At 64.2% G+C, this 26052-nt stretch carries 29 protein-coding genes; 20 read left to right on the top strand and 9 right to left on the bottom strand.

Annotated elements, in window-relative coordinates:
• Window positions 1-12: 12 nt before the first annotated feature.
• The 4 genes from LVB87_RS03405 to LVB87_RS03390 form a co-directional block, all read right to left on the bottom strand.
• Window positions 13-576, bottom strand: a complete 564-nt coding sequence (locus tag LVB87_RS03405) for a phage holin family protein (protein WP_232899516.1) — start codon at window positions 574-576, stop codon at window positions 13-15.
• Between the two features lie 15 nt (window positions 577-591).
• On the bottom strand, window positions 592-969 hold the full coding sequence (locus LVB87_RS03400; RefSeq protein WP_232899515.1) for a hypothetical protein: 378 nt from the start codon (window positions 967-969) through the stop codon (window positions 592-594).
• 26 nt (window positions 970-995) lie between these two features.
• The gene (locus LVB87_RS03395) at window positions 996-2435 is read right to left on the bottom strand and encodes a Do family serine endopeptidase (protein WP_232899514.1); all 1440 of its coding nucleotides are present in this window, start codon (window positions 2433-2435) and stop codon (window positions 996-998) included.
• 123 nt (window positions 2436-2558) lie between these two features.
• Window positions 2559-3578 (bottom strand): VCBS repeat-containing protein, encoded by a 1020-nt coding sequence (locus tag LVB87_RS03390; RefSeq protein ID WP_232899513.1) that lies wholly within the window; start codon window positions 3576-3578, stop codon window positions 2559-2561.
• Between the two features lie 115 nt (window positions 3579-3693).
• Between LVB87_RS03390 and LVB87_RS03385 the strand changes: the two genes are divergently transcribed.
• From LVB87_RS03385 to LVB87_RS03355, 7 genes are all read left to right on the top strand, one after another.
• Window positions 3694-5577: a winged helix-turn-helix domain-containing protein gene (locus tag LVB87_RS03385; RefSeq protein ID WP_232899512.1), complete on the top strand. Its 1884-nt coding sequence runs from the start codon at window positions 3694-3696 to the stop codon at window positions 5575-5577.
• On the top strand, window positions 5574-7628 hold the full coding sequence (locus tag LVB87_RS03380; protein ID WP_232899511.1) for a TonB-dependent receptor: 2055 nt from the start codon (window positions 5574-5576) through the stop codon (window positions 7626-7628). Before LVB87_RS03385 ends, LVB87_RS03380 begins: the two co-directional genes overlap by 4 nt.
• A gap of 401 nt (window positions 7629-8029) precedes the next feature.
• Window positions 8030-10180 carry an adenosylcobalamin-dependent ribonucleoside-diphosphate reductase gene (locus LVB87_RS03375; protein ID WP_232899510.1) on the top strand — a complete coding sequence of 717 codons (2151 nt, stop codon included), beginning with the start codon at window positions 8030-8032 and terminating at the stop codon, window positions 10178-10180.
• Window positions 10181-10249: 69 nt separating this feature from the next.
• A complete protein-coding gene (locus LVB87_RS03370; protein WP_232899509.1) occupies window positions 10250-10759 on the top strand; it encodes a hypothetical protein in 510 nt (169 codons plus the stop codon).
• Between the two features lie 76 nt (window positions 10760-10835).
• The gene (locus LVB87_RS03365; protein ID WP_232899508.1) at window positions 10836-11624 is read left to right on the top strand and encodes an NrdJb; all 789 of its coding nucleotides are present in this window, start codon (window positions 10836-10838) and stop codon (window positions 11622-11624) included.
• 1 nt (window position 11625) lies between these two features.
• Complete coding sequence (locus tag LVB87_RS03360; protein WP_232899507.1) at window positions 11626-12096, top strand: hypothetical protein; 471 nt, start codon at window positions 11626-11628, stop codon at window positions 12094-12096.
• On the top strand, window positions 12093-12437 hold the full coding sequence (locus LVB87_RS03355; RefSeq protein WP_232899506.1) for a hypothetical protein: 345 nt from the start codon (window positions 12093-12095) through the stop codon (window positions 12435-12437). The genes LVB87_RS03360 and LVB87_RS03355 overlap by 4 nt, the downstream gene beginning before the upstream one ends.
• Here the strand turns inward: LVB87_RS03355 and LVB87_RS03350 are convergent.
• Window positions 12430-12681, bottom strand: a complete 252-nt coding sequence (locus LVB87_RS03350; RefSeq protein WP_232899505.1) for a hypothetical protein — start codon at window positions 12679-12681, stop codon at window positions 12430-12432. The genes LVB87_RS03355 and LVB87_RS03350 overlap by 8 nt on opposite strands.
• Window positions 12682-13009: 328 nt before the next feature.
• Here LVB87_RS03350 and LVB87_RS03345 point away from each other — a divergent pair, with 328 nt between their 5' ends.
• The 3 genes from LVB87_RS03345 to LVB87_RS03335 all read left to right on the top strand — a co-directional run bounded on the left by LVB87_RS03345 (window position 13010) and on the right by LVB87_RS03335 (window position 14327).
• Window positions 13010-13492 (top strand): hypothetical protein, encoded by a 483-nt coding sequence (locus tag LVB87_RS03345; protein ID WP_232899504.1) that lies wholly within the window; start codon window positions 13010-13012, stop codon window positions 13490-13492.
• A gap of 63 nt (window positions 13493-13555) precedes the next feature.
• A complete protein-coding gene (locus LVB87_RS03340; RefSeq protein ID WP_232899503.1) occupies window positions 13556-13732 on the top strand; it encodes a hypothetical protein in 177 nt (58 codons plus the stop codon).
• 289 nt (window positions 13733-14021) lie between these two features.
• Window positions 14022-14327, top strand: coding sequence for a hypothetical protein (locus LVB87_RS03335; protein ID WP_232899502.1), 306 nt, complete (start codon window positions 14022-14024; stop codon window positions 14325-14327).
• Between the two features lie 115 nt (window positions 14328-14442).
• Here the strand turns inward: LVB87_RS03335 and LVB87_RS03330 are convergent, their stop codons facing one another.
• On the bottom strand, window positions 14443-14622 hold the full coding sequence (locus tag LVB87_RS03330; RefSeq protein ID WP_232899501.1) for a hypothetical protein: 180 nt from the start codon (window positions 14620-14622) through the stop codon (window positions 14443-14445).
• Between the two features lie 818 nt (window positions 14623-15440).
• Here LVB87_RS03330 and LVB87_RS03325 point away from each other — a divergent pair.
• From LVB87_RS03325 to LVB87_RS03305, 5 genes are all read left to right on the top strand, one after another.
• The gene (locus LVB87_RS03325; protein ID WP_232899500.1) at window positions 15441-15638 is read left to right on the top strand and encodes a KOW motif-containing protein; all 198 of its coding nucleotides are present in this window, start codon (window positions 15441-15443) and stop codon (window positions 15636-15638) included.
• A gap of 13 nt (window positions 15639-15651) precedes the next feature.
• Complete coding sequence (locus LVB87_RS03320) at window positions 15652-15864, top strand: hypothetical protein (RefSeq protein ID WP_232899499.1); 213 nt, start codon at window positions 15652-15654, stop codon at window positions 15862-15864.
• A gap of 282 nt (window positions 15865-16146) precedes the next feature.
• Window positions 16147-16452, top strand: a complete 306-nt coding sequence (locus LVB87_RS03315) for a hypothetical protein (protein WP_232899498.1) — start codon at window positions 16147-16149, stop codon at window positions 16450-16452.
• Between the two features lie 144 nt (window positions 16453-16596).
• Complete coding sequence (locus tag LVB87_RS03310; RefSeq protein ID WP_232899497.1) at window positions 16597-16884, top strand: hypothetical protein; 288 nt, start codon at window positions 16597-16599, stop codon at window positions 16882-16884.
• 42 nt (window positions 16885-16926) lie between these two features.
• Window positions 16927-17607 carry a L,D-transpeptidase gene (locus LVB87_RS03305; protein WP_232900439.1) on the top strand — a complete coding sequence of 227 codons (681 nt, stop codon included), beginning with the start codon at window positions 16927-16929 and terminating at the stop codon, window positions 17605-17607.
• Between the two features lie 14 nt (window positions 17608-17621).
• On the opposite strand, the gene LVB87_RS03300 is transcribed toward LVB87_RS03305, so the two are convergent.
• The gene (locus LVB87_RS03300) at window positions 17622-17951 is read right to left on the bottom strand and encodes a PepSY domain-containing protein (protein ID WP_232899496.1); all 330 of its coding nucleotides are present in this window, start codon (window positions 17949-17951) and stop codon (window positions 17622-17624) included.
• 174 nt (window positions 17952-18125) lie between these two features.
• Between LVB87_RS03300 and LVB87_RS03295 the strand changes: the two genes are divergently transcribed.
• The 4 genes from LVB87_RS03295 (at window position 18126) to LVB87_RS03280 (ending at window position 20623) form a co-directional block, all read left to right on the top strand.
• A complete protein-coding gene (locus tag LVB87_RS03295) occupies window positions 18126-18908 on the top strand; it encodes a hypothetical protein (protein ID WP_232899495.1) in 783 nt (260 codons plus the stop codon).
• 72 nt (window positions 18909-18980) lie between these two features.
• On the top strand, window positions 18981-19673 hold the full coding sequence (locus LVB87_RS03290; RefSeq protein WP_232899494.1) for an alpha/beta hydrolase: 693 nt from the start codon (window positions 18981-18983) through the stop codon (window positions 19671-19673).
• 90 nt (window positions 19674-19763) lie between these two features.
• Window positions 19764-20261, top strand: a complete 498-nt coding sequence (locus LVB87_RS03285) for a hypothetical protein (RefSeq protein WP_232899493.1) — start codon at window positions 19764-19766, stop codon at window positions 20259-20261.
• 11 nt (window positions 20262-20272) lie between these two features.
• The gene (locus tag LVB87_RS03280) at window positions 20273-20623 is read left to right on the top strand and encodes a hypothetical protein (protein ID WP_232899492.1); all 351 of its coding nucleotides are present in this window, start codon (window positions 20273-20275) and stop codon (window positions 20621-20623) included.
• 4 nt (window positions 20624-20627) lie between these two features.
• On the opposite strand, the gene LVB87_RS03275 is transcribed toward LVB87_RS03280, so the two are convergent.
• A complete protein-coding gene (locus LVB87_RS03275; protein WP_232899491.1) occupies window positions 20628-22277 on the bottom strand; it encodes an NAD(P)/FAD-dependent oxidoreductase in 1650 nt (549 codons plus the stop codon).
• Window positions 22278-22441: 164 nt separating this feature from the next.
• On the opposite strand from LVB87_RS03275, the gene eptA reads away from it, so the two are divergent.
• A complete protein-coding gene (eptA, locus tag LVB87_RS03270) occupies window positions 22442-24052 on the top strand; it encodes a phosphoethanolamine--lipid A transferase EptA (RefSeq protein ID WP_232899490.1) in 1611 nt (536 codons plus the stop codon).
• On the opposite strand, the gene LVB87_RS03265 is transcribed toward eptA, so the two are convergent.
• A complete protein-coding gene (locus LVB87_RS03265) occupies window positions 24040-26028 on the bottom strand; it encodes a hypothetical protein (RefSeq protein WP_232899489.1) in 1989 nt (662 codons plus the stop codon). The genes eptA and LVB87_RS03265 overlap by 13 nt on opposite strands.
• Between the last annotated feature and the right edge of the window lie 24 nt (window positions 26029-26052).

The raw sequence follows: 26052 nt of genomic DNA, 5'->3' as shown, positions 1-26052 counted from the left end.
GCGGTGTTGCCTTCATGGAGGCGTGATGTCCACGCCCATCCCCTTCTTGACCGGCTCGCCGTTGGTGGCGGCGGCGACGCCATCGGCGTCTTCCTTCGCTGACTTGCTCGACCCGGCGCCCGACATCATCGCCGACAACTCGCCGATCCCCATCCTTGCGAGCTGTCGACGCGTCGCCTGCAGGCGCGTGTGTTCGAAGTAGCGCATCGCGAACCAACCCGCGAGCCCCGCCACCACCAGGCTCCCGCCACCGCACACGAGCAGCGAAATCGGCCACGTCCAGCCCACGTCCAGGCTGAGCCACGCGACCAGGGCCGCCATCAACAACAACCACGCCGACGCGCCGAAGACGATCGCCACCGCGGTGAACGCGAGCGAGCGCCCGAAGGCGCTGCGCGCAAGCGAGAGGTCCGCCTTGAACAGGATGTGGAAGGCGGTGAGCGCTTCCTTGCCGGCCGCCCACGTGGCGCGTCCGGTGTCGCCGAGTTCGCGGAACGCGTCGGCGACACCCGGCGTCGGCCGATCAGGCGACTCCGCCCGATCGGTCCCCGCGTCCTGCGTGCCTTCGCTCCCCATCGCGTCGGCGCCGGATTACTTGTCGCTGCGTGCGCTGCCGATCTTGGCGATCAGCCAGCCCGCCGCGAAGGCGATGCCGAAGGAAGCAAGCGGACGTTCGCGGATCAGCTCCGCGGCGCTGTCGATCAGGTCGCGGCCCTTGTCCATCAGCGCGTCGACTTGTTCGCGGCCCGCGGCACCGAGGTTCTCGGCCGCCGAAAGACTCGACAAGGTGCCGTCGGCGAGCTCCGCCTTCATCTGCGCCTTGCCCAGGCGCATCTCGTCGCCTGCGGCCGATCCTGCGGCCTTGAGTGCATCGCCTGCCGCCGCTGCCGCACCCTTGAAGTGCGCACCGGCCTCGCTGAGGTCCTGCTTCATCGCATCGGTCGCGCGACCGTTGTTGTCCGGGGTCATTCGCCTTCTCCTTGCGTGTCGGGGGATCACTGCATGGGCAGGTCGCCGCGTGCGTTGCCGCGCAGCACGCGCAGCACGAGCTGCCGCGGTACCTGCGCGAAACTGGCGCGGAACCCGCCCAGGTCGCTGAACTCGCCGCTGGTGGCGGCGAGCACCACGTCGTCCTTCTGCAAGCCATTCTGCGCCGCGCGGGAGCCCCGCGCGACCGCGCTCACCAGCACGCCGTCCAGCCCAGCCTGCCGCAGGCGCTCGGGCAATTCGGTGAAGGTCGCGCCGGCCAGGCGCGCATCGAGCACGGTGCCGTCGAAGGAGCGGGGCTGCTCGCGCAGCGTGGCGTCGACCTTCACCGACCGCGCCCCGCGCTTGATCTCCAGCGCCACCGGGCTGCCCACCGCCTGCAGGCCTTCGAAGTTGTGCAGCGCCTCGCGGCTGTCCATGCGCTGGCCGTTCGCCGTGAGCACCACGTCGCCGACCTTCACGCCGGCCGCGGCGGCCGCGGAATTCGGGAACACGCGCGTCACCACTGCACCGCGCGGCGTGTCCATGCCCAGGCCCTTGGCGAGCTGGTCATCGACCGTCTGCGTCTCGATGCCGAGCGTGCCGCGCTTCACCTCGCCCGTGCTGGCGAGCTGGCGCATCACGTTGCCCGCGAGGTTGGCGGGAATGGCAAAGCCGAGCCCGATGTCGCCCGCACGGCTGCCCTGCGGATTGAACGTGGCCGTATTGATGCCGACGAGCTCGCCGCGCAGGTTGACCAGCGCGCCGCCGGAATTGCCCGGGTTGATCGACGCATCGGTCTGGATGAAGTTCTGGAAGCCCATGCCGGGCAGGCCGCTGCGGCCGACCGCGGAGACGATGCCCGAGGTGACCGTCTGGCTGAATCCGAAGGGATTGCCGACCGCCACGACGAAATCGCCCACGCGCAGCTGATCCGAATTGGCGAGCGGCAGCGCAGTGAGGTTGTCCGCCTGGATGCGCATCAGCGCCACGTCGGTATCGGGATCGGAGCCCACGAACGTGGCGGGGAACGTGCGGCCATCGGCCAGCGTCACCGACACCTCGTCCGCGCCTTCGATCACATGGTGGTTGGTGAGCACCAGCCCCTTGGCCGCATCCACGATCACGCCCGAACCGAGCGACTGGTTTATGCGCTCCTGCGGAATGTCCGGGAACAGGCGGCGGAACATCGGATCGTCGGCGAAGGGATTGCGCACCCGCACGCGTTGCTTGGTGTGCACGCTGACCACGGCCGGCGTGACCTTCTGCAGCATCGGTGCGAGCGAGGGCAGCGGCGTGCCGTCGACGACGGGCGGGAGCGTGGCCGCCATCGCGGGCACGGCGGCGGCGGGCGCCGCCGGTTCGGCGCGCGCGGGGGCGTCCATGCCTTCACGGATCGCGGTGGCAGCGAAGCCGCCGAAACCGGCAGCGAGGGTCAGGGCGAGCAGGGTCTTTGCCGGCTTCGACATCGGGTTTCTCGGATGGAATGCACCAGCGCCCATCGACGTGATTGGGCGCGCACAAAGCTAAACGCGACTTTCGCGCCGGTACATTGAATCACCCGTGAAGTCGGCAGGGAATCGATCCCATGTCTACATCAAGGGCCTCCACGCCGGATTGGTGACACCCGGAAGGGTCTGCGGGGTTCCGGCGTTGGCCGCTTTCCAGAGCACGTTGGCGCCCGTGCGTTGGTTGCGCCACAACAGATCGGACTTGCCGTCCCCGTCGAAATCGCCGACGGAGGCAATCTGCCAGGCCTGGTCGGGGACACGCACCGCGGCGCGCGGCGTGGCGCCGTTGCCGGATTCCCAGATCACGTTCATGCCGCTGCTGGCGTTACGCCAGAAGATGTCTGCGCGGCCATCGCCGTTGAAGTCGGCGATCGCGGCCACCTTCCACGCGAGGTCGGGAACCGGGGTCATTGCGATCGATCGGGCGGAGTCGGCCGCGGGCCAGATGGCATTGCGGCCCGTGCCGAAGTTCCGCCACAACAGGTCGGCGTTGCCGTCGCCGTCGAAGTCGCCGATGCCGGCGACGTTCCAGCGCAGGTCGCCCACGGGCGTGATGTCCATGTACTCGCGACGATCCCACCCCCTGAAGGACAGCATGTTGCGGCCGTCGCGCTGGTTGCGGAAAACGAGGTCGTCGACACCGAAATCGAAGTCATCGCGGTAGCGGAGGGCGCCGAAATCGCCCGTGCCGACGAGCTTCCATTCCGGTGCCAGTACCGACGAGTCGTAAAAGGCCTCATAGCCGATCTTGCGCTCGTAGTTGAACGCCAAGCCGACGTAATACCCCGCCTTGCTCTCCACCATGACCCCGACCATGGGGCCGTACCATTCCTCTAGCCGCATGGGAATGGCGGAGCTGGATTCGGCGAGGCTGAAATCGCCGGGCAGGTTCCAGCCGCGGCGGGTGACTCGAACACCCTTGATCCAGGCGGCATTCCCCGCCGACCAGTACACGATTTCACCGGTGGTGACATTGCGCCAGACGATGTCCGAGCGCCCATCCCCATCCAGATCGTTGTGGGGAAGGGCGGCGCCATGCGCAAGCCCGGCAATACCGGAGAGTGCGAGCGTCATTGCGGCGAGTTGTCTTGGGCGGTTCATCTCCATGCGCTCCCTCTGTGGCCACCATGCGTGGTGCCTCGAGGCTGGCCCGGCATGTCCGGAAAGTCCTGAAAACGTCGTGAAAAAACCTGAAATCGCATGAGGCCAGCGACCAGTGCCCGGTACCAGCCGCCACTACCGGTTCGAAACGTTGCGCCTCGACACCCAGGCCCGGGACCTACGCGCCGAAGACGGCTCGGCCATACCGCTGACCGCCAAGGCGTACGACACCCTGGTGTTCCTCATCGAGCACCGCGACCGGGTGGTCAGCAAGGACGAGTTGCTTGAAGCGGTCTGGCCCGGGCGCGTGGTGGAGGAGAACAACCTCACGCAGGCGGTGGCGTCGTTGCGGCGTGCGTTCGGCACGAACGCGGGCGAGCACCGCTACATCCTGACCGTGTCCGGCCGGGGCTACCGCTTCGTAGCGGATGTCAGGGAAGAAACGGACGCCACACCGGACATCGCGCCGGATCGAGCTGCGTGGAGATGGCGGATCGCGACTGTCGCTTTTCTGCTGGTCCTGTCGCTCATCGCCATCGCCGCGTGGCGCATACGCGAACCCCCCACCACCCACGCCGCGGCCCAGGCGGCCCTTGCGGTGCTGCCATTCCGCACGTTGCCGACGCAGCCGCGCGACGAAATGCTGGAACTGGGCCTTGCCGAAACCCTGATCGCACGGATCAGCAGCTCGACGCGGTTGCGGGTGCGTTCGCTGGCCTCCAGCCAGCGCTATGCCGGAGCCCAACCGGACCCGCTGGAAGCGGGGCGCGCGCTGGGCGCGACGTATGTCGTCGAAGGATCGGTGCAGCGCCTTGGAGATCGCGTACGCGTCGGTGCACGGCTGCTGACGGTGAGTGACGGCACGACGGTGTGGTCCGGCTCGTTCGACGAAAGAGCGGAACGTGCGTTCACCCTCCAGGACCGCATCGCCGCGGCGCTGACCTCGGCCCTGTCGCTGAAATTCAACGCGCCCTCGGCGCGCAGCCCCTGCGACGGCGCCAACGCGGACGCCTATCGCGCCTACCTCACCGGTCGATATCAATTGAGTCGGCCGTCGGCCGACCGCATGCACCAGGCCATCACCGCGTTCCAGCAGGCCATCGACCTCGACCCGACCTGCGCGCGCGCCTATGCCGGCATGGCCTACGCCTATCGCGCGCTGGTGATGACCGGCGACGAGGATCCGCGCATCAACTTTCCATTGGCCAAGGCCGCAGTCAGGCAGGCACTGGCGATCGATCCGAACCTGGCGGAGGCCTATGCATCGCAAGGCTTCATCCAGTTCTGGTACGACTGGGACTGGGCGGGCGCCGAGGCCTCGCTCAAGCACGCGATCTCGCTCAATCCCAGTTTGGCGGAAGCGCACCTGGCCTATGCGCACGTGCTCGCCGTTCTCGGTCGCGCGGACGAATCGGCCGCGCAAGCGCGGCAAGCCATGGCCCTGGATCCCTTGTCGCCGCTGATCAATCTCCTCGGGTCGAGCTTCATAGGACAACCGGAGGAAGCGCAACGCGGCGTGGACAAAGCGCTCGCGCTCGACCCCGATTACTGGATTGCCATGCTCCTGCGCAGCGGGAAATGGATGGCGCAACGCGACTACCCGCGTGCGTTCGCAGAGATGCAACGGGCGCGGGAAGCATGCGGCGATTGCAGCGTGGCCATGGGCGCCATGGGGGCCGCCTACCTCCAGGCCGGCAATCGCGATGCAGCCGAGCGCGTGTTGCACGAGATGGAGGACCGAAGGCGCACCGGCTACTTCCCGGCGACCAGCCTTGCCGAGATGCACGATGCGTTGGGGGACACCGAGGGTGCGCTGGACTTGCTCGAACGAGGTTTCCAGGAGCGCGATGTCCATATGTCATTCCTCCAGGCAGGGTGGGAAAACCTGCGCTCGGAGCCGCGATTTCGCGCACTGATGGCGCGCATGAACTTTGCCGGAGATCACGCGCTGCTCGATGCGCCGGCCCCGCAGGAGAATGGCACCGGAGAATCGGGTTGAAGTGGTGGCTCCCGATGCTGGCGTGCGCCTCGCTGCCGCAAGCCGCGTGGTCGCAGGAAGCCACCACGCTCGACACGATCGTGGTGACTGCGCGCATGCGCCCCGAAAACCTGCAGGACGTGCCGATGTCCGTGCAGACGCTGTCCGGTGACTTGCTCGACGAGTTGAACCTGAGCAGCCTGTACGACCTGCAGTTCAACATCCCGGGTCTTGTCGTCAACACCACCGGCCTGAACGGTGCAGGCTTCAGCCTGCGTGGCATCTCGAACCAGGGCGGCATCAGCCTGGCGGTCGCGACACATCTGAACGGCGTGTACCAGGGCGCGTCCAGCCTGGCGATCATGCGGACGTTCGACATGGAACGCGTCGAAGTGCTCAAGGGTCCGCAGGGCACGCTTTACGGCCGCAATTCCACCGGCGGATCGATCAATTTCATCACGCGCCCGCCGGCCGACACATTGGGCGCGGAAGTCGAAGCGGCCTACGGCACCTACGCGACGGCGCGTGCGCAGGGGAACGTCAATGTGCCGTTCCGCAGCGGCGCCGCGCGCATCGCCTTCATCGCGTCCGAAGGGGACGGCTACATCCGCAACTCGGTCGACGAGCGGCGCTTTGCCGAGAACGACTTCGCGGGACTGCGGTTTTCGCTCGGCGCCGATCTCGGCGACACGACGCACATCGACGTCATGGTGCAGCGCGTCGAAGACAACGGCGCCAGCGCCGAACTGTGGACGCCCAGTCCCTCCTACCTCGCCGACCCGTCGGATATCCGCCTGACCACGGTGACGCTGGCGGACCCTTTCCTGAAGACCAGGGACGACAACGCCAACGTCACGCTGGAGTTCGATCTGGGCGCGGCGACCCTGCGTGCCATCACCGGCTATGCGCGCGGCGACATGCGCGATCGCGACGATTGTTCCGGCCTGCCCTTCCTGCAGGGATGCGTTCGCGGCGCACAGCCGCGCCGATACCGCCAATGGAGCGAGGAACTCCAGCTGCTCCTGCCCAAGCGTGGCGCGGTGGACGGCGTCGTCGGCGCCTATTGGTCCGAGGACGACCTGGACGACCACCTGTACCAGGACATCCCACTGTTCGCCCCGGAGCCGATCACGCAATCGCATGGTACCGAGCGCGGGCGGGCGGCCGCGTTGTTCGGCCAGGTGAACGTGCACCTTTCGGAGCGGTGGGGCGTGACCGCCGGTGCGCGACTGAGCGACGAAAAAAATCGCAGCACCTTGGTCGGCACCGGAGTGACGGACAGCCACGTGCCGCTGACGGGCAAGGCGGAATCGAACGACCTCTCGTGGCGGCTGGACCTGGTCCATGCGACCACCGACAACGTGCGGATCTACGGTGGCGTCTCCAACGGATTCAAGAGCGGGGGCTTGAACGAGACCAGCAACGGCACGCTCGAGGACTTCGCTCCTGAGCGCCTGACCGCCTACGAAGTCGGCGTGAAGGCGCGTGGTGGCAATCGGCCCTGGCGTGTGGAGGCGGCGGCGTTCTACTACGACTTCAGCGACCTGCAGGTCGACACCGCCGCGATCGAGAACGGGAGACTCGTCTTCAAGGTGGACAACGCGGCACGGGCCGAGGTGTACGGCATCGATGCCAACGGCGAGTGGCGGATGTTCGATCGCCTGGCGCTCAGTGGCGGCGTGGTCTGGGTGCCGCGGCGCGAATTCGTGGCGTTCACGAGTGCCGCGGGCGACACGCTGTCCGGCAACACGCTGGTGCGCGCTCCCGAGTGGTCCACCAGCGCCGCGGTGGTCTACGACCAGCCCTTGCGAGGTGGCGCCTGGTTCTCAGCGCGCCTGGAATACAACTACCGCAGCGACTACTTCTTCACCCCGGACAATGCGCCGGCCTTTCGCCAGGACGCATTCGGCCTGGTCAACCTCTACCTGAATTTCGAAGCCGCCGGTGGGAAGTGGTACGGCTTCGTCTCGGGCCGCAACCTCACGGGCGCGGACTATTTCAACCAGGTGTTCCTGCAATCGAGCCCCGGATACCCCGACACCTACGAGATCGGGATCGGCTACCGCTTCTGACCGGTGGCCGGAATGGTTCCGCAACGGCGTTTCTGCGGCCCTTCGTTGGTCGGTCGGATTGCGCCGAAGAACGGTCGAAAACAATGCCGTCAACCCGTTGACACACATCACAACGCGGCGGTAGCTTCCCTCTCCGTTCCCCACAATATGTTGTGGTGAAGAACGGGGAAGGTCCCAAGGGTTGTGTTCCACGCGTTTTCACGCACCTTGGGCCGCACGCGGTAAACGTGACCGGAAACTCGGTTACGGCAGGGGAAAACCGAACGTTGCACGGCGGCAGGGACCACGCCCTCAAGGGGCGTTTCTTCCGTCATTCCGTGGAACCGGACGGTGGCGAATTCAAACACCAAATACCTAAAAGAACCGGGCACGACCCGGCGATGACGAGGAGAAGGAGCAGCATGAGCACGGTGCGCCTCGAGGCGGTCAAGATGGAATCCGAGCAAGAGATCCCGATGCAGCCGGCATCGGCGGACATCTGGGACAAGAAGTACCGCCTGAAGACCAAGGGCGGCCAGGCGATCGATGCGGACATCGACGGCACCTACCAGCGCGTGGCCAAGGCGCTTGCGGAAGCCGAAGGCTCCCCCGAGAAGCAGAAGTACTGGCACGAGCGTTTCGTCTGGGCGCTGCGCCGCGGGGCCATTCCCGCCGGCCGCATCACGTCCAACGCCGGCGCGCTGGAACACAAGCCGGCGACCTCGACGATCAACTGCACCGTGTCCGGCACCATCGAAGACTCGATGGACGGCATCCTGGACAAGGTGCACGAAGCGGGCCTCACGCTGAAGGCCGGCTGCGGCATCGGCTATGAATTCTCGACGCTGCGCCCGCGCGGCGCCTTCGTCGCCGGCGCCGGCGCCTACACGTCGGGCCCGATGTCCTTCATGGATATCTACGACAAGATGTGCTTCACCGTCTCCTCGGCCGGTGGCCGCCGCGGCGCGCAGATGGGCACCTTCGACGTCTCCCACCCCGACGTGAAGGACTTCATCCGCGCCAAGCGCGAAGACGGCCGCCTGCGCCAGTTCAACCTCTCGCTGCTGATCACCGACGGCTTCATGGAAGCCGTGGACAAGGACAGCGACTGGCCGCTCGTGTTCCCGATCAACAACAAGGAACAGGGCGACATCGACCTGAAGGACGCCACGCAGGTCGTGTGGCGCGACTGGCCGACGCACAAGAACTACATCAGCCGCGACGACGGCCTGGTGGCGTGCAAGATCTACGGCCACATCCGCGCGCGGCACCTGTGGGACATGATCATGGTCTCGACGTACGACTACGCCGAGCCGGGTTTCATCCTCATCGACCGCGTCAACGAGATGAACAACAACTGGTGGTGCGAAAGCATCCGCGCCACCAACCCCTGCGGCGAGCAGCCGCTGCCGCCGTATGGCGCCTGCCTGCTGGGCTCGGTGAACCTCACCAAGTTTGTGCGCAAGCCCTTCACCGACGAAGCCTCCTTCGACTGGGAGGAATACAAGGAAGTGGTGCGCGTGTTCACGCGCATGCTCGACAACGTCGTCGAAGTGAACGGCCTGCCCCTGCAGCAGCAGCGTGACGAGATCATGCGCAAGCGCCGCCACGGCATGGGCTTCCTGGGCCTTGGCAGCACGATGACCATGCTGTGCATGAAGTACGGCTCGAAGGAATCCTGCGAGTTCACCGAACGCATCGCGCGCGACATGGCCGTGGCCGGTTGGGAAATGGGCCTCTCGCTTGCGAAGGAAAAGGGCCCGGCCCCGGTGATGGAAGAGCGCTTCGAAGTCACCGCCGAGATGCTGCGCAAGCGTCCGGAAATGGTGAAGGACGGCTGGAAGCTCGGCCAGGAAATCGAAGGCAAGGTGCTGCACGCCAAGTACTCGCGCTACATGCAGCGCGTGCATGAAGTGGCGCCGGAGCTGGTGGACGAACTCGCCGAAGTGGGCGCGCGCTTCACGCACCATTCGTCGATTGCCCCGACCGGCACGATCTCGCTGAGCCTGGCCAACAACGCCTCCAACGGCATCGAGCCCTCCTTCGCGCACCACTACAGCCGCAACGTGATCCGCGAAGGCAAGAAGACCAAGGAAAAGGTCGACGTGTATTCGTACGAGCTGCTCGCCTACCGCGAACTCGTCAATGCCAAGGCCATGCCCTTCGCCGAAGACGCCGAAGGCAAGCTGCCGGAGTACTTCATCTCCGCCGACGACATCTCGCCGAAGGAGCACGTGGACGTGCAGGCCGCCGCCCAGAAGTGGGTGGACTCCTCGATCTCCAAGACCGCGAACGTCCCGACGGACTACCCGTACGAAGACTTCAAGGACATCTACCGCTACGCCCACCAGCAGGGTTTGAAGGGTTGCACCACCTTCCGCTTCAACCCCGCTGCGTTCCAGGGCGTGCTGGTGAAGGAAGCCGACCTCGAGAACACCACCTACCGCTTCGAGCTGGAAGACGGCTCGATCCTGGAAGTGAAGGGCAATGAACAGATCGAATACGACGGCGAGATGCACACCGCCGCCAACCTGTTCGACGCGCTCAAAGAGGGCTACTACGGCAAGTTCTGATTACACCACCGTCACGCGCTGCATCGTTATAGGACAGTCGAGCCAAACCAGCCCACACGAGGAGGGCCAATGAGCAACGGCAACGGGGTCACGGCGACCCTTTCCAACGCAGCCGATACGGTGGTCGAGACCGCGAAGTCCGTGGCCAAGCGGGCGAGCAAAGCGGTGAGCGGCGCGAAGAAGAAGGCATCCAAGACCGCGACGAAGGCGAAGAAGGCAGCGAGCAAGGCCGTGACCAAGGCCAAGAAGCGCCTGACCGCCGCCAGCGAAGCGGCCAAGAAGGAAGCCACGGCGCTCAAGCGCAAGGTGGCGGGCAAGAAGGCTGCGAAGAAGCGCGCAGCCAAGAAGGCCCCGGCGAAAAAGGCGACCACGAAGCGCGCGGCCAAGAAGACGGCGCGCAAGACGGCACGCAAGACGGCCCGCAAGGCCGCAGTGAAGAAGGTGGTGGCCAAGCGCGCGGTGAAGAAAGCCGTCCGCAAGGCAGGCCGCAAGGTCGCCGCCAGGAAGCGTGCGGTGAAGAAGGCTGTTCGCAAGACGGTGCGCAAGACGCGCCGTGCCGTGAAGAAAGCAGCACGTTAAGCGACATCCCGGCGCCTCGCATGGCGGGGCGCCGGCACTTTAAATTTCCTGCAACAAGCACCACTTAGAGACCACCATGGCCGTCAAAATCGACAAGAAGATCAAGGGCTACGCCGTCGTCACCCCGGAAGACAAGGCACGCGACGCGGCGAAGGCCGAATCGGTTGCGCGCGCCGCGGTGGAAGCGCAGCTGCCCACGGCGGACGTGATCCAGATGCACGAACGCATCGAGCGTCCGGAAGTCCTGGTGGGCTCCACCTACAAGATCAAATCCCCGATGGTCGAACACGCCATGTACGTGACGATCAACGACATCGTGCTCAACGCCGGCACCGAGCACGAACTGCGCCGCCCCTTCGAGATCTTCATCAACTCCAAGTCGATGGAGCACTTCCAGTGGATCGTGGCGCTCACGCGCATCATGTCGGCCGTGTTCCGCAAGGGCGGCGACGTGACGTTCCTGGTGGAAGAGATGAAGGCGGTGTTTGATCCGCGCGGTGGGTACTTCAAGGCCGGTGGCGTGTATATGCCGTCGCTGGTGGCCGAACTCGGCGCGATTGTCGAAGACCACCTGAAGTCGATCGGGCTGATCCACGATCCGGAGATGAGTGCGGCGCAGCGTGCGCTCATTGCGGAGAAGCGGGCGGCCTACGAGAACAACCGCGGCTCAAAAAAAAACAATGAAGTGAGCATGGGCCTGGCCACGGGCTCGGATGCGCGCACGGAAGAAGTGATCGAAGTGACGGGCGACGGCGCGAGTTTTCCGCCGAGTGCGACGATGTGTCACAAGTGCTCGACGAAGGCGGTTGTCATTATGGATGGCTGCGCCACTTGCTTGAATTGCGGCTATAGCAAGTGCGGCTAACATGACTCCACAGTCATGGCCCGCGATCGACTGGGATAAGGTCATTGCCATAGTCGCTGGCGTCACCGATTTCCTCGGTGACCTGGCAACTGTGGTTCTTGGCGTCATCACCATCTATGGCCTGATCAAGTATCGAAAGAAATTGTCCGCAACGTTCCGTCTGCTGAGAATTGAGCATCTGACTGAGCGTCGAAAAGAAATCGCAAAGACGCTTGAGCTGCTAGACCAAAGCATTGTCAAGGGGAAGTCGCCAGATGCCAGAGCATTATTCGGCCGGCTCGATGGGCAGTTATCCGCGCTTTGCGATGTATTTCCGGAGTTCTCTGAATTGCAGAAGCAAGTGAGTTCGATCGCCCACAACAATGCGCCTTTAACAGAAGCGACCAAGCAGAAGCTGATCTACCAAGTTTCTGCAAAGTTTGAGACGTTTAAGCTGACGAACATGAATGATATTGCTGGAGAGCAGCGATGATCGAAAAACTTGCCCGCCTTCTTGTGCTCATCAATCGAAATCGGGGTGATATCGTCGATATCACTCCTTCCGATGGCGAGTATTACTTTAAGTTTCGGGATAAGTTTTTCTCGATCCGAAAAGGGCGAAACGCGTCCTTTTTTGCTTATCCAAAATGGACGGGCGATATTTCGGGGCTTATGAGCACGAGCAACGATTCGGCGAATGCGAACTATGTATACATCTCCGGCTCAGACAGCAACAATCTGCTTGGAGAAAAGGTGTTGGATGAGCTCTACGATTGGATCGACGCCAAGAGCTCGGGTGTAGATACGCTATTTGCCGACTTGGGCATTAACTGACTGTTAGCAAGTAAGCGTCGTCAGCGTACTCGGGTGCCCGGCCAATTCGCGAGGCCCACTCGAACGCGTCGCCGACCCACTCGAACGCGTCGCCGACCCACTCGAACGCGTCGCCAGCCCACTCGAACGCGTCGCCAGCCCACTCGAACGCGTCGCCAGCCCACTCGAACGCGTCGCCAGCCCAATCGAACGCGTCGCCAGCCCACTCGAACGCGTCGCCAGCCCAATCGGAACGCGTCGCCAACCCAATCGAACGCGTCGCCGACCCAATCGAACGGGTCGCCAGCCCACTCGAACGCGTCGCCGACCCAATCGAACGGGTCGCCAGCCCACTCGAACGCGTCGCCAACCCAATCGAACGCGCTCCAGACCCGTTCGATTGCGTTCCCAACGCACTCGAACGCGTTCCCGATGTCTCCGAGTGCGTCGCAAACCCGTTTCTAAGCCTCCCCGTCCGCAACGGGACGCTTCGCATGCCCTCACGGAATCCCCAACACCTTGCCCCTAAGCACAATTTCCTTCTTTCCTCTTCGCGCGAAGACTCCGTCCTACTCCCCAAGTAGCTCCTTCGCATGCAACAGCAAAACCTCGCCTCCCTCGTCGTCACCAAGGAGCTGCAGGCGCAGCTCCTCTCCCTGATCCAGCAGTTCCGCCAACACCTCCCCGGCCTGATCGCCCTGGAGGCGGACGAGCGCAAAGCGCTGACGATGATGGGCCCGAAGAGCGAGGGCTTCGCGCGCCTCGGCCTGGTGCAGATGCGGCAGAACCCCGACCTCATGCCGCGCGGCCTGGACATGGACGGGGCGTTCGCCGACCTCGAAGCGCGGGACAACCTGATCCCCGTCCTCCAGGCGCTGCAGCAGCTCATCGAGGAACTCGACGACACAGTGGCGGCGCTCGGCAGCGATGTCATGGTGGTCGCCAATCTCGTGTACGGGATCCTGAAGTCGGCCGGCGGCGGCGCGGGCCTCGACGAGGCCGTCAGGGAAATGAGTATTCGCCACAAGAAGTCGCGGAAGAAAACGGAGAAGCCGCAAGCTGATTCGGAGCGGTGACCCGGTAGGTGGAGTCGATCGCACGGCACACACTTCCGCCGTTTCACCACTGGAGTGATGCACGTGCCCACGACTTCCAAGTTCGATGTCGTCGACTATCTCGATGACGAAAGCAAGATTGCCGCCTATCTCTCTGGGAGCATCGAGGAAGGCGGCGTGCCATTACTGCTGAAGGCGCTGGGAGATGTTGCTCGTGCGCGCGATGCGCATTCGCTACAACAAGGCAATTCCGAGGCTTGATGCGGCCGGGTGGAACCGCATCCGGGGACGCGTCCAGCGATGGGCGCGCTCCCGTCTGATATCTCCGCACCATGTCGCAAGCGCAGGATTCTCGACGGAGTTTGAAAGCTTCGAACGAGATCGCGTGGCATGGCACGCGGAACGAAAGTCCCTGCGTCGGGTGGGGGCTCAATACAACACCTCGCAAGAGGGAATAAGTCCGCCGAGCTCGTTCGGTCTTTCAACCTCCCGACACCCTGCGCCGTCCGCACGGCGCAGGATTCTTTCCCCATCGAGAGAGGAGGTTGTCATGTCAGAGAAATCCGACACGCCCCAGCGCGCGTCCACCGTCTACGCCATCCCCGAAGCCGCGCACACCAACCTGGTCCAGTTGCGCGACCACCTGCACCTCATGGCGAAACTCACCGCAGTCGGCACCAACGCCAGCCGCCACGACGCAAAGCTGCGCCCGGATGCGTTGGCGTGGTGGTTCTCGCGCTTGCACAAGGAGATCGATGCGGTGCTGGCGGCGACGTGCTTTTCCACCGAGCTCGCCAACGCTTGGGGGGCATCGCTCGAAGGACGGAAGGGGCGAGAAGCGAGCCGCCAGCCGTGACCTGGACGATGCACCGCTTGCTGAAGCAGGCGGTGCATCGCGAAAGCGCCAATCCAGCTTCAAAAGCAAAAAAAGCGGAGCCTATGCTCCGCCTTTTTCACACTGATCGTTTGACTTATCGGAGGGACTTGCCCGCCGCATCATCCGTCGGTTGTTTCGGATCGCCAGTGACCTGGCGGTCGGTATCCGTGTTCGGCTTGGGCTCTTCGACCTTTGCCGGCGGTGAAATGGTGCTCTCGCCTTTCTTCTCGAAGGACGACTGCTTGCCGGTGTCGGTGCTATTGGAGTTGTTCATGGGTCTCACCTTGGAAGGATCCGAATCGGGATCGTGTTTGGCCATCGCCAAAGGTTGCCTGCGGTAACAGGCTCAGGGCTCAAAGGCGAGGTTGCAAATCGGTGAGTGCCGTCGAACAGGCGTCCGTGCTGTGCGATGCCCATGCAGACTGTGCGCGTTGCGGTGACAGGAGCGTGATCCGGCGGGAACGCCAGCCCGTTATTCGCCGGGCTCAATCAGTCGCACTTTGCAGGCGCGACGATGTTTCTCGTAAAGCGCGATGTGTTCGCTGATTCCTACTGCCTGGGCTGATCCGCCGTCCAGAGAGTGTCTTCGAAACGACAGGTAGCTCGCGGTCTCTGTTGAGGTGAGACCTACCAAGTGCTCAGCGCCTGTCCCGTCTCGGGCGATTGACCCGAAGAATGCATTGCGCTCCTCGTTGGAGAACGTAGTCATTTGCGTGGGCTCGCAGCGACGTCGGATGTCGCCACCCGGGAACACATCATGCGCCCTTCTGCGCCCCTGCAGCCTGTCTCCGACCCCATACACTGGCCGCTCCGGGAAGTCAGGGACGTTCGTGGAACGAAGCCCAATGGGACGGACTCCATGAAAGCGTTCGGCGTGTATCGAGCAACGGTGCTGAACCATCTTGATCCTGAGCATCGCTTTCGCCTGCATGTCCAAGTGCCTGGCGTGAGCGATCTCGCTGCATGGGCCGAGGCGTGCGTGCCGTCTGCGCAATTCTCCACACCAGGCATCGGAGACACGGTGTGGGTCATGTTCGAGGCTGGGGATGTCCAGTGCCCAGTTTGGCTTGGCGTTCGTCCGGGAGGTACCGTATGAAAGGCACGCAACCTGCAGCACTCGCCGATGGTGCGCACTGCACGGTGGTGGGCGGCACCCACGCTGGCAAATCCGGCACCGTGACGGATATCAAGACCAGCAAGACCGGCCACGTGACCGTCACCGTCGTGCAGAAGGATGGCGTGCGCTTCAAGACGCTTGCCAAGAACATCGTTGCCACAGGCAAGACGTAACGGAGCAGTCGCCTTGCTAATCCTTCTCTTCCTTGCCTACTCCGTATTTTGTTACTGGGTCATCGTTCGGGACGGCGCCGAGGTCCTGGTGAACTGGGAGTGGCTGCCGCTTTTTGATTTGTTTGCCGCATCGCTGACCGCTAGGGAACTCAAGTTCTCGGTCTGCATTTCTTGGCTGGTGTCGTTGGTCTTCATGCTCTACACGTTGTTCTCGGGGGACGCTTGATCGGACGACTCAGGTGGACAGCGATCGTGCTACTGGCCGCGGCACTGCTCCTCGTTTCGCGCGCGTTCGTGTTGCTCGACGCCTCCGCGCACCTCGGATGAGACCTATGACCAAGCCATGGCCCTGACGATGGGTGCAAGCTTCGTCATGTTCGCCTGGGGCGCAGCGCTGTTGATCTGGCTCAGGCGCACCCGGCATTCACTGCGCGAATAACAGAAGGCGGGCACAGCCGCGACAACCTGTGGTTGACTCTGCGGCGCCGCCGTTTCCAGGGGAAGGGCCATGCTCGGCAGTTTCGGATCGTTGTCTTTGCCAGCGACGACAGCGATCGTCACGATCGCGTCGATGCTGACAGTGCTCGCACTCTCGCGTTCCCTGCACAATCGTTGGCTGTGGGTGGCAGCAGTTGTCGCGCCGCTCGCCATCGCCTACTGCATCTATTGGATGCCGGTGTGGGTAGACGGAGGCGATCCGGCACAGGCGTCGGCTTGGGAACTGCTCGTCATGATCGCTTGGGGCGGCAGCGGAACTGTTGCCTGCATGATCCTTGTCGCATTCCTGAGAATGCGACGCCCAAAGGTCCGATAAATCGGCGTTGCGTCGAATCGTTGCTGTGCAGTAGATGCGCGGAGTTCACATTCCATCCACGTATTCCAACGCCATCTGAATGCGCTCCATGACTCCGGCAAAAAGGCCGCTATATTCCAATACCCCGACCAAGGAGGATTGGACATGTTGCAGACCAAACAACCTCTCGCGATGGCGCGTATCGGCGTCGCGATCCTGATCACCGTGGGCCTTGCCAGCTGCGCCAGCTACAAAGACGAGTTCGCAACGATCAACTCACGCCTCGATAGCCTCGACACGAAGGTGCAGGGCGCAGCCCAGAGCGCCGAAGCCGCCAATCAGTCCGCGCAGCAGGCCAATCAGTCCGCGCAGCAGGCCAACCAACGGCTGGATCAGATCGAAACCCGTGTCCAGGCGCTCGAAACGGCGCCGAAACGCAAGCCGCGCGGTTAGTCGCTCTTGCACAGGATCCGGGTCGCCTTTGGTGCGCTGACGCTGGCGCTGGCATTCGCGAGCGTCGGCGTCGCCAGCGCCCAGGATGTCGCCGCGCAACCTGTCGTCGCCGTCGACCAGCTTCCGCAAGGCCAGGAGGTGTCCGGCACGGTGATCGAGCTCGCGGGCTGGGTGGTCGCGTCCAAGGACAGCCAGGGCTATCCGTTCGCCGTCATCGACAAGGCCGCCGCACAGATCCTGGTGTTCGGCGGCGACGGCAAACTTCGCGGCGCGGCGCCGGCGCTCTTTGGCTCGGCGATCGGCGATCATTCGGCCCCCGGCGTCGCCGGTCTCGCGCTTCGCGAGATCCCTGGCCGGGATCGCACGACGCCTGCTGGTCGCTTCGTGGGCGGTTTCGGGCCATCCATCGACGCTGGGCGCGTCCTGTGGGTGGACTACGATTCCGCGATCTCCATGCACCCTACGGCGACTGGTGTCCCGGCCGAGAAACGCGCTGAACGTCTTGCATCGCCTTCGCCGGACGACAACCGCGTCACGCATGGCTGCATCAACGTCTCACCCGAGTTTTACGAGCAGGTCGTCCGTCCGACGTTCGAGCGGGGTGGGGTGTTCTACATCCTGCCGGACACGATGCCGCTGGCGGAGGTATTCCCGGAGTTCGTGCACAGTCGCGAGACTGCGCAAGGCAACAACGGGGGAGGCACGCGGGACGCCCGCGACTGATCGCATCCAACACGTCATTGCTTCTTGGCTTTCGCTTCGTGCTTGTCGGCTTCGCGTTCGCGCGTCTGCGCCTCCGGTGTCTCGATTTCTGTGCGCACGACCTTGCCGGTCTTCGCGTCCACCTGGATCTCGTGGATATCCTTCGACGCAGGCGTGGCGATGTCGAACGACCACACGCGTTGACCGTGCTCGGTTTCGAGCTCGGCGCTGCGCACGACACCATGCGGCACGCGCGCAAGCGCGGTCTCCTGCGCCTGGGCGCGGGTGATCGTCTGTGCGGAGGCGATGGCCGCGAGCGGCAGGCAGGCGAGGGCGAGAGTCGGTAGCAAGTGCTGCAGGCGCATTTTGGGGGTTCCTCGTGCCGCGCGGGCCGCGGCCTGTTGCAGGCGACATTACGGGCGCGGCGTTATTCCCGACTCAATCCGTGCTCAGGTGCGTGTTACGTAACATCTTGCTGAGATTCAACCGAGAGTGCCTACGCGCAGGCCTGTTAACGTCCGGAACAATTGTCGCGACCCTTGGAACCTCGCCTGGAAACGCCTGCGCCAAAAGCAACGCAACTGCTGTGGACGGGCGGCTGGGATTCGACGTTCCGGTTGCTGCAGCTATTGCTCGTCAACAAGGTTCCGGTCGTGCCGCATTACTTGCGGGATCCGACCCGCAAATCGACGAGCATCGAGCTCGCGACGATGGAAAGGATCGTTGATCTGCTGCATGCGCGGCATCCCCACACACGAAACCTCCTGCTCCCTTTGCGCAGCGTCTCGCTATCGGAGATCCCATCCGATCATGTGATTTCGGGCGCGCTGCGCAGCGTGCGCGAGCGCGTCTACATCGGCAGCCAGTACGAGTGGCTGAGCGCGTATTGCAAGCACAACGGGATCCAGCGCATGGAACTATGCGTACACGTCGACGACAAGGTGCACATAGTGCTCGCGCCATTCACGGCCAAATTTCAAGAACCCGGCTCTGAAGTTGAAATCCGCGCCGATCCACGCTTCGCGACCACCGCCGAGTTCGCCCTGTTCCGCTATTTCTCCTTTCCCCTGTTCGAGGTCGAAAAGGTGGAGATGGGGCACATTGCCGAAGCCAACGGTTGGAACCAGGTCATGGAGATGACCTGGTTCTGCCATTCCCCCGTCAACGACAAGCCGTGCGGTGTGTGCGGTCCTTGCGTTTACACGATCCAGGAGGGGCTTGGGCGGCGCATCCCGATGTCACGGCGCGTGCTTTCCTTCTTCTACCGACTCGTGGGCTTGCCTTTCAAATCGGTGGCGCGCCGGTTGCTGCGTGAGCGCTGACGGCCCATAGCGGACATTTGGGCGCAACGCGGTTAGCCTTCGAATCAGTCTGGCTTGGGGAACACTGGTCCGATGACGGCGCTTGTCGTGCTTCCCGGCTTGGATGGCACTGCCACCATGCTCTCCGCCTTTGCCGATGCGGCGCGGTCGCATTTCTCGAGCGTCCAAGTGATTGCGTACCCGCGCGACAGGGCGCTTGGGTACCGCGCCCTGGAAGAACTCGTGCGAGCCAAGCTACCTATCGCGGGTGCATTCGTGCTTCTCGGCGAGTCGTTCTCCGGGCCGGTCGCGATGTCCATCGCCGGCAATCCCCCCGCCGGGCTTGTCGGCTTGGTGCTTTCGACAACGTTCTCGAAAGCGCCGATTCCCCTCCTGGCGCCGCTTGCCTCGTTCGCGGCCTTCGCTCCGGTGCGCTTGCCGACGGCGCTCCTGTCGTGGTTCCTGCTGGGTCGATGGTCGACGCCCGAACTGCGGTCATCGCTGGCGTCTGCACTGGCCTTGGTGTCGCCGACCGTGTTGCGCTCCAGGGCCGCCGCAGCCTTGCGGGCGGATGCATCCGCCAGCCTTGGCGCGATCTCCATCCCGGTCCTGTACCTTCGCGCCACGCAGGATCGGCTGCTGCCCGCAACGACGATCGGTTCGATCACTGCAGCGATTCCCCATGCTTCGGTGGTCGACATCCCCGGCCCCCATCTGCTGCTCCAGGCCGCGCCGGAGCGCGCCGCAAAGGTGATCGCCGATCATTGGGGCGGGCAGGCCGGTTGACTGAAGGCAAGGATGTCCGCTTTCGACCCATGGCGGACATTCGAACTGTCGAGTCTAATTCCGGTGCGACGGATTCGCAGGGGAAGCGCCATGCTGTTCGAAGGGAAAGGCTGGCTGGCCGCAGGGATGATCGTTGTGGCCGCGGTAGCCGGGTGTACGTCGTCGCGCTATCGCGTCGTGCCGGGGCAAGTGGGTGTCCAGGTCGAGGCGCCCGAGGTGCATTGCGGCGAGCAACCTCGCGACATTCGCGTCAAGGTGCGCATACGTAACGACAGTGCCGGGGTCCTGCGGATCACGATCGACAATCCGCCCGGGCCGCCCTACAAGCTGAGTTGGTTGTCCTACGACGTGCTTGATGACGCTGGAAATCTTGACTTGGACCATGATCCGGGCGGGCATGGTCCGCTTCCGCAGCCCACGTTGAAGATGGACCCCGGCGATCGCACGGTGCTGTTCGCCGTGCTGTACGACATCAATGAAGATGACTACGCGCGCAGCTTCCGCTTTCGCATCGAAGATGACGACAAGCACGTTTGGACGACAGACGCATTCCGGCCGTGCGTGGCGCGTGGGGCAGTCATCGCATGAAAGGAGAACCGATGTCGCGATTCCTGGTGTTGGTCATCACGTCGATTTGCGCTGGATGCGCCGGCGTGGCGAATCGTGAACTCGGGTCGGCGGAGATCCGGTCCCTGGCAAGTGATGAAATCCGCCAATGCTGCTCGGGATTCACGTCTGAGGTCGATCTTACGATCGAGAAAACTCCAGACGGTTGGCGTGTCGAGGCTCCTTCGACATGTCCGAAAGCTGTTGCGGGCGCGAGCACCTTTACCGGTACCAGTCGATCCGTGGATGACATCGAACAGACCACGATCCTGTGTACCGGAGGCGGCGCATCACTGCTTTACGACAAGAAAGGGAAGTTGGTGAAATTGATCAAGTGGCAATAAGGGGCTAAGCGACGCGCGCGGTGCGGGAAAGAATATCGAGCGCGACCGCTTCGGCCGTGCGGATGCCATCGACGCCAGCCGACAGGATGCCGCCCGCGTAGCCCGCGCCTTCGCCGGCCGGGAACAGCCCGCGCGTATTGAGGCTGTGGCCGTCCTCGCCACGCGTGACGCGCACCGGCGAGGACGTGCGGGTTTCGACACCGGTCAACACCGCGTCGTGCATCGCAAACCCGCGGACCTGCTTTTCGAACGCCGGTAGCGCCTCGCGGATCGCCGCGATCGCGTACTCCGGCAGCGAGGGTGCGAGATCGCCCAGGCGCACGCCCGGCTTGTAGGAGGGGAGCACCGCACCGAACGCGCTCGACGCTCGATCCTTCAGGAAATCGCCCACCAACTGCCCCGGCGCTTCGTAGTCTCCGCCGCCGAGTTCGAACGCGCGCGCTTCCCAATGCCGTTGCAGCGCAATGCCGGCGAGCGGACCCTCTCCATAGGGCGCGTAGTCCTCGGGCGTGATGCCGCAGACGATCGCTGCATTTGCGTTGCGCTCGTTGCGCGAATACTGGCTCATGCCATTGGTGACCACGCGCCCGGGCTCGCTGGCCGCGGCGACCACGGTGCCGCCGGGGCACATGCAGAAGCTGTAGACCGAGCGGCCGTTGCGGCAGTGGTGCACGAGCTTGTAATCGGCTGCCCCGAGCAGCGGATGCCCGGCCTGCGGGCCGAAGCGGGCGTTGTCGATCAGCGATTGCGGATGCTCGATGCGGAAACCGATCGAGAACGGCTTGGCTTCGACGAAAACACCGCGCGCATGCAGCATCGCGAACGTGTCGCGTGCGCTGTGACCGAGCGCGAGCACGACGTGGTCGGCGCGCAGTTGCTCGCCGCCTTCGAGCGTCACGCCGCGCACGTGGCGCACGCCGGCGCGATCGGTTTCGACCAGCAGATCGTCGACGCGCTGGCTGAATCGAATCTCCCCGCCCAGGGATTCGATCGTCGCGCGCATCTGCTCCACCATGGACACCAGGCGGAACGTGCCGATGTGCGGTTTGCTGACGTACGCGATCTCCTCCGGCGCGCCAGCCCGGACGAACTCGTCGATCACCTTGCGCCCGTAATGCTTCGGGTCGCTGATCTGGCTCCACAGCTTGCCGTCGGAGAACGTGCCCGCACCGCCTTCGCCGAACTGCACGTTGGATTCCGGATTGAGCACCTTCTTGCGCCACAGGCCCCAAGTGTCCTTGGTGCGCTCGCGCACGGCCTTGCCGCGCTCGAGGATGATGGGCCGGAAGCCCATCTGCGCGAGCACGAGGCCTGCGAACAGGCCGCACGGCCCCATGCCGATCACAAGGGGGCGCAGCGGAAGCTTGTCCGGCGCGCGCGCCACGAACTTGTAGCGGGTGTCTGGCGTGGGCATCACCTTGCTGCTGTCGCCGTCCAGCTCCAGCCGCCGCAGGATGTCGGCTTCGCGCGGGGTGTCGACGTCGACCGAATAGATCAGCACGATCGCGCCGCGTCGGCGCGCGTCGTAGCTGCGTTTGGCGACGGTGTAGCCCGCCAGCTCGCCGGGGGCGATGCCCAGCCGGGCCAGGATCGCCTCGCGCAGCGCCGGCTCGGGGTGGTCCAGCGGCAGCTTGAGGTCGGTCAGTCGCAACATGCGGGGCATCCGATGGCGCGGGTGGGCGCGACATTTTAGGCGCGGAGGCACGCGGTCCGCTCTGGGCGAGAGCGGACACACACGAAGCGAGTGGCTGCTGTCGACCCAAAGCGGACCCTCGGGCGCTCGGCTATGCTCGACTTGGCTCAGCGCCGGGAGGCTTCGTGCTGCTCAAGCGCATCGCGCGAAACATTCCTGGCTTCCCTTTCAGCTGCGGATACCCGACGTTCGTTTTCGGGTTCACCCTGGCGAACATGCTGTTGTTCGGATGGCCGCTGTTTTCCTTCGCGGCTTCCACCACCCGCGCGATCTCATGGCCCGGCATGCTGGATCTGCTGATCCTGAGCGGTTTGCAGGTGGTCTTGATGGTGATGTTGCTGACCTCGGCATCGCTCCTCTCCCTGCGGGCGATGAAGCTGGTCTGCATCGCGTTGCTCATCGGCAATGCCATCGCGCTCTATTTCATCGAGACGTACAACGTCCTGCTCGACAAGACGATGATGGGCAACGTCGTCGACACCGATCGTCAGCAGACCTTCGACCTGTTCCACCCGAAGATCATCGTCTACCTGTTCCTGCTTGGCCTGTTGCCTGCGTCCATCGTCGCCACGACGTCCATCACAGGCTCCACCCGTCTGCGCCGCCTTCGCTTGCTGATCGCCACTGTCGTTTTCGGTGCCGCCATGGTGTATGCAGGATCGTCGACGTGGCCATGGTTCGACGAACACGCCAAGCGCCTGGGCGGATTGATGCTGCCGTGGTCCTACCTCGCGAACACGACGCGCTATCTGGAGGCCGTCGCCGATGCGAACCGCAAGCAAGTACCGCTGCCGCCCTTGCACTTCATTCCCAATGCGCACCCGGAACGCAAGATCATCGTGGTACTGGTGATCGGCGAATCAGCACGCGCAAGCAACTTCTCCCTTTACGGGTACGGCAGGAATACAAACCCGGAGCTCGCCAAGGCCGGCGTCATCGTCTTGCCCGATGTCCATGCGTGCGCGACCTATACGACGGCAGCGATCCGCTGCATGTTGTCGCACGTCGGGGGCGATGCGCCGGCAAACGTCAGCCAGGAGATCCTCCCCAACTACCTGCAACGCCACGGCGTCGAGGTCATCTGGCGATCCAACAACTGGGGGGAGCCGCCGCTGAAGATCGCGCATTACGAGCGCGTGGGCGAGATCCGCAAGCAATACGACGAGGCGCTGCTTGATCGCCTTGGGGAAATGCTTGCCCGCTCCACGTCCCCGCGGATCTTCGTCGTGCTGCACGCGCGGGGCAGCCACGGCCCCCGGTACGACCGCGATGTTCCGGAGGCGTTCGCACGTTTCCAGCCAGTCTGCGCGTCGGTGGATGTCAGCACCTGCACGCACGCCTCGCTCGTCAATGCCTACGACAACACCATCGTCTACACGGATCACTTCCTCGCCGACACGATCAAGCTCCTGGAAGCGGTCCCGGACAGCGCCTCGACCATGATCTACATTTCCGATCACGGCGAATCATTGGGAGAGCGCGGGTTCTATCTCCATGGCGCTCCGAATTCCGTCGCGCCCGATGTCCAACGGGACGTGCCATTCCTCGTATGGATGTCTCCCGCCTTCAGCGAAGCCAAGGCGATTTCGCCCAACGAGATTCTCTCCAGGGCCCCGTTCGGCGACGACAACGTTTTCCACAGCGTGTTGGGCGCCTTTGGTGGCAGCAGCACGGTCTACAAACCGTCGCTGGACCTTTTCAGCCACTCCGAGACAAGCGCCCGTCATCTGCACTGAAAGTCCGTCTCGCCCACCGGCCCACACCCATCGCCCCATTTGCCGGTCTTCCGCCAGTAATCCACCACACCCGTTTCGACCAGCAGCCTCTTGAACTCCGGATGGGAGCGGACACTGGAGTAGGGAACGACCCAAAAGACGTTATAGGGCACAGGCGTCATCGTGCCTTCCTTGAACCCCTCGGAAGACTCCAGTTGCTTGCGCACGGCGATGGCAGTCAGGTCCGCATCACCGAGCGCATCCGCCACTTCGGCCCACACGTCGGTGATCTCGCCGCCGTATGCGTCATCGGCCAGCGCCTTGCGCGTGACGGCAAGCATGGCGTTGCGATCGCCCAGCACCTGGCCCAGGTCGCGGAAGGCTTGCGTGTCGAATCTTTTTTCCTGCTGGCCCATCCGGGCATGCAGTTCGCGCAACTCCTTCACCCCGCCGGGTCGCTTGCCGGCCAACTGGCGGAAGAAGGCGACAAAGTCAGGGCCGAGCTGGCTGCCTTCCAGTGTCCGTCCTCGTTGGTACTCGGCCTCGGCCTCGTCATGCCGGCGCGCGGCGATGTAGTCGAACTGCAGGTCGCGGGACAGGTACATCGCCATCGGATCGAGCGCGCGCGCCCGCTCGACCAGCGCCACGGTCTCGTCCAGGTGGCCGAGGGCAAAGAGCATCCAGGCGTAGTCGCCCATGCGCTCCCATGTCGACGGGCCGGAATCCGCGACCTGCTTCGCAAGCGCGAGGGCTTCGGCGCGCTTGCCTTCGCGCCACATCGCATTCGCGCGGTGGAGCTTCGCCAGCCAACTGTTCGGCGCGATCTGGCCGATGTGCGCGCGGGCCTGCAGCGCTTCGGCCCTGAACTGCTTTGCCTGCGGGTCGCCGAGCCCCTGGGCCATTTGGTCAAGCGCGCTCGCCAACATGTCCCAGCACAGCGCGCACTGCGGATCCAGCGCGACCATCTCGCGCGCCAGTTGCAGGCGTTCGCGGTTGTGTTGGGCGTCGAACAGTTCGCGCATCACGATGCTGCGATAACGCAGGAAGCGTTCGTACGCCTCCACGTTGGTCGTTCCGCCTTGTTCGCGATTGAAGGCCGCGGCGTCCAGCTTCACGCTCATGGCCTGCGCCACGTCGCGGGCGATCTCCTCCTGGACGGTAAAGACGTCGCGCACCTCGCGTGCGTAGGTCTTCGACCAGACGTGCGAGCCATCGTCGGCCCGGATCAGCTGCGTCGTGATGCGCAGCTGGTCGCCGTCCCTGCGCACGCTGCCTTCCAACAGGTGGGAGACATCGAGTTTCCTTCCGATCTCACGCATGTCTTCGTTCTTGCCCTTGAACGAAAAACTTGAGGTCCGACCAATGACCTGCAGCGTCGGCACCTGCGCGAGCTGGTTGATGATTTCTTCCGCGAGTCCGTCGGCCAGGTATTCCTGGTCGTGCGCCTGGGAGAGGTCGGTGAAGGCGAGCACCGCGATCCGATTCGGGGTGCCGGCAGCCGTTGGCGACGGAGGATTCCTGGCGTCCCTTGGCCAGAACACGGCCGCGAGCGAAACGAGTGCCACCAGGGCGAGCACGAGCGTCAACAGCGCCATCCGCGGGCGCGGCGACGGCAGAGGTGCGGCATTGAAGGAGGTTGCTTCGAACGTCGGCACGTAGTGCCCCGTGGGCAGACTGATCCGGACCGGGTCGGCGGCGCCCGACAAGCGGTAGTACTCCGTGAGACGTTCCCGCAGGCGTCGTGCCTGCACGCGGACGATCGTGTCCTGGCGCGGGTCGAAGTCGCCGCCTCGGTCGAAGACCTCGACCCCGAGGGTGTATTCCTTCAGCCGATCGGCCTTGCCGTCGAGCGCATGCTCGACCACGAAGCGCAACATCTTCCCGATGCTTGGCGCGTTGGCGAACTGGGGGCTGGCGAGGATCGCTTCCAACTGCGCGCGGATCGCCCCCGGACCGGGCGCCGCGTCAGCATGTTCGGGCGCCGATGCGTTGCGCATGCCCGATAACCACGTGCTCATGCG

Origin of the sequence: Lysobacter sp. KIS68-7, assembly GCF_021284745.1 — a bacterium.
Lineage (GTDB): Bacteria > Pseudomonadota > Gammaproteobacteria > Xanthomonadales > Xanthomonadaceae > Noviluteimonas.
This window is presented reverse-complemented; position numbering and strand designations above follow the sequence as displayed.

What these genes read in the sequence shown, in the direction of transcription:
- LVB87_RS03275 (WP_232899491.1), bottom strand. Translation starts at nt 22,277, where the DNA reads ATGTTGCGACTGACCGACCTCAAGCTGCCGCTGGACCACCCCGAGCCG.
- LVB87_RS03325 (WP_232899500.1), top strand. Translation starts at nt 15,441, where the DNA reads ATGAAAGGCACGCAACCTGCAGCACTCGCCGATGGTGCGCACTGCACG.
- LVB87_RS03390 (WP_232899513.1), bottom strand. Translation starts at nt 3,578, where the DNA reads ATGAACCGCCCAAGACAACTCGCCGCAATGACGCTCGCACTCTCCGGT.
- LVB87_RS03400 (WP_232899515.1), bottom strand. Translation starts at nt 969, where the DNA reads ATGACCCCGGACAACAACGGTCGCGCGACCGATGCGATGAAGCAGGAC.
- LVB87_RS03405 (WP_232899516.1), bottom strand. Translation starts at nt 576, where the DNA reads ATGGGGAGCGAAGGCACGCAGGACGCGGGGACCGATCGGGCGGAGTCG.
- LVB87_RS03345 (WP_232899504.1), top strand. Translation starts at nt 13,010, where the DNA reads ATGCAACAGCAAAACCTCGCCTCCCTCGTCGTCACCAAGGAGCTGCAG.
- LVB87_RS03290 (WP_232899494.1), top strand. Translation starts at nt 18,981, where the DNA reads ATGACGGCGCTTGTCGTGCTTCCCGGCTTGGATGGCACTGCCACCATG.
- LVB87_RS03300 (WP_232899496.1), bottom strand. Translation starts at nt 17,951, where the DNA reads ATGCGCCTGCAGCACTTGCTACCGACTCTCGCCCTCGCCTGCCTGCCG.
- LVB87_RS03360 (WP_232899507.1), top strand. Translation starts at nt 11,626, where the DNA reads ATGACTCCACAGTCATGGCCCGCGATCGACTGGGATAAGGTCATTGCC.
- LVB87_RS03365 (WP_232899508.1), top strand. Translation starts at nt 10,836, where the DNA reads ATGGCCGTCAAAATCGACAAGAAGATCAAGGGCTACGCCGTCGTCACC.
- LVB87_RS03335 (WP_232899502.1), top strand. Translation starts at nt 14,022, where the DNA reads ATGTCAGAGAAATCCGACACGCCCCAGCGCGCGTCCACCGTCTACGCC.
- LVB87_RS03355 (WP_232899506.1), top strand. Translation starts at nt 12,093, where the DNA reads ATGATCGAAAAACTTGCCCGCCTTCTTGTGCTCATCAATCGAAATCGG.
- LVB87_RS03370 (WP_232899509.1), top strand. Translation starts at nt 10,250, where the DNA reads ATGAGCAACGGCAACGGGGTCACGGCGACCCTTTCCAACGCAGCCGAT.
- LVB87_RS03265 (WP_232899489.1), bottom strand. Translation starts at nt 26,028, where the DNA reads ATGCGCAACGCATCGGCGCCCGAACATGCTGACGCGGCGCCCGGTCCG.
- LVB87_RS03330 (WP_232899501.1), bottom strand. Translation starts at nt 14,622, where the DNA reads ATGAACAACTCCAATAGCACCGACACCGGCAAGCAGTCGTCCTTCGAG.
- LVB87_RS03315 (WP_232899498.1), top strand. Translation starts at nt 16,147, where the DNA reads ATGCTCGGCAGTTTCGGATCGTTGTCTTTGCCAGCGACGACAGCGATC.
- LVB87_RS03375 (WP_232899510.1), top strand. Translation starts at nt 8,030, where the DNA reads ATGAGCACGGTGCGCCTCGAGGCGGTCAAGATGGAATCCGAGCAAGAG.
- LVB87_RS03310 (WP_232899497.1), top strand. Translation starts at nt 16,597, where the DNA reads ATGTTGCAGACCAAACAACCTCTCGCGATGGCGCGTATCGGCGTCGCG.
- LVB87_RS03280 (WP_232899492.1), top strand. Translation starts at nt 20,273, where the DNA reads ATGTCGCGATTCCTGGTGTTGGTCATCACGTCGATTTGCGCTGGATGC.
- LVB87_RS03285 (WP_232899493.1), top strand. Translation starts at nt 19,764, where the DNA reads ATGCTGTTCGAAGGGAAAGGCTGGCTGGCCGCAGGGATGATCGTTGTG.
- LVB87_RS03395 (WP_232899514.1), bottom strand. Translation starts at nt 2,435, where the DNA reads ATGTCGAAGCCGGCAAAGACCCTGCTCGCCCTGACCCTCGCTGCCGGT.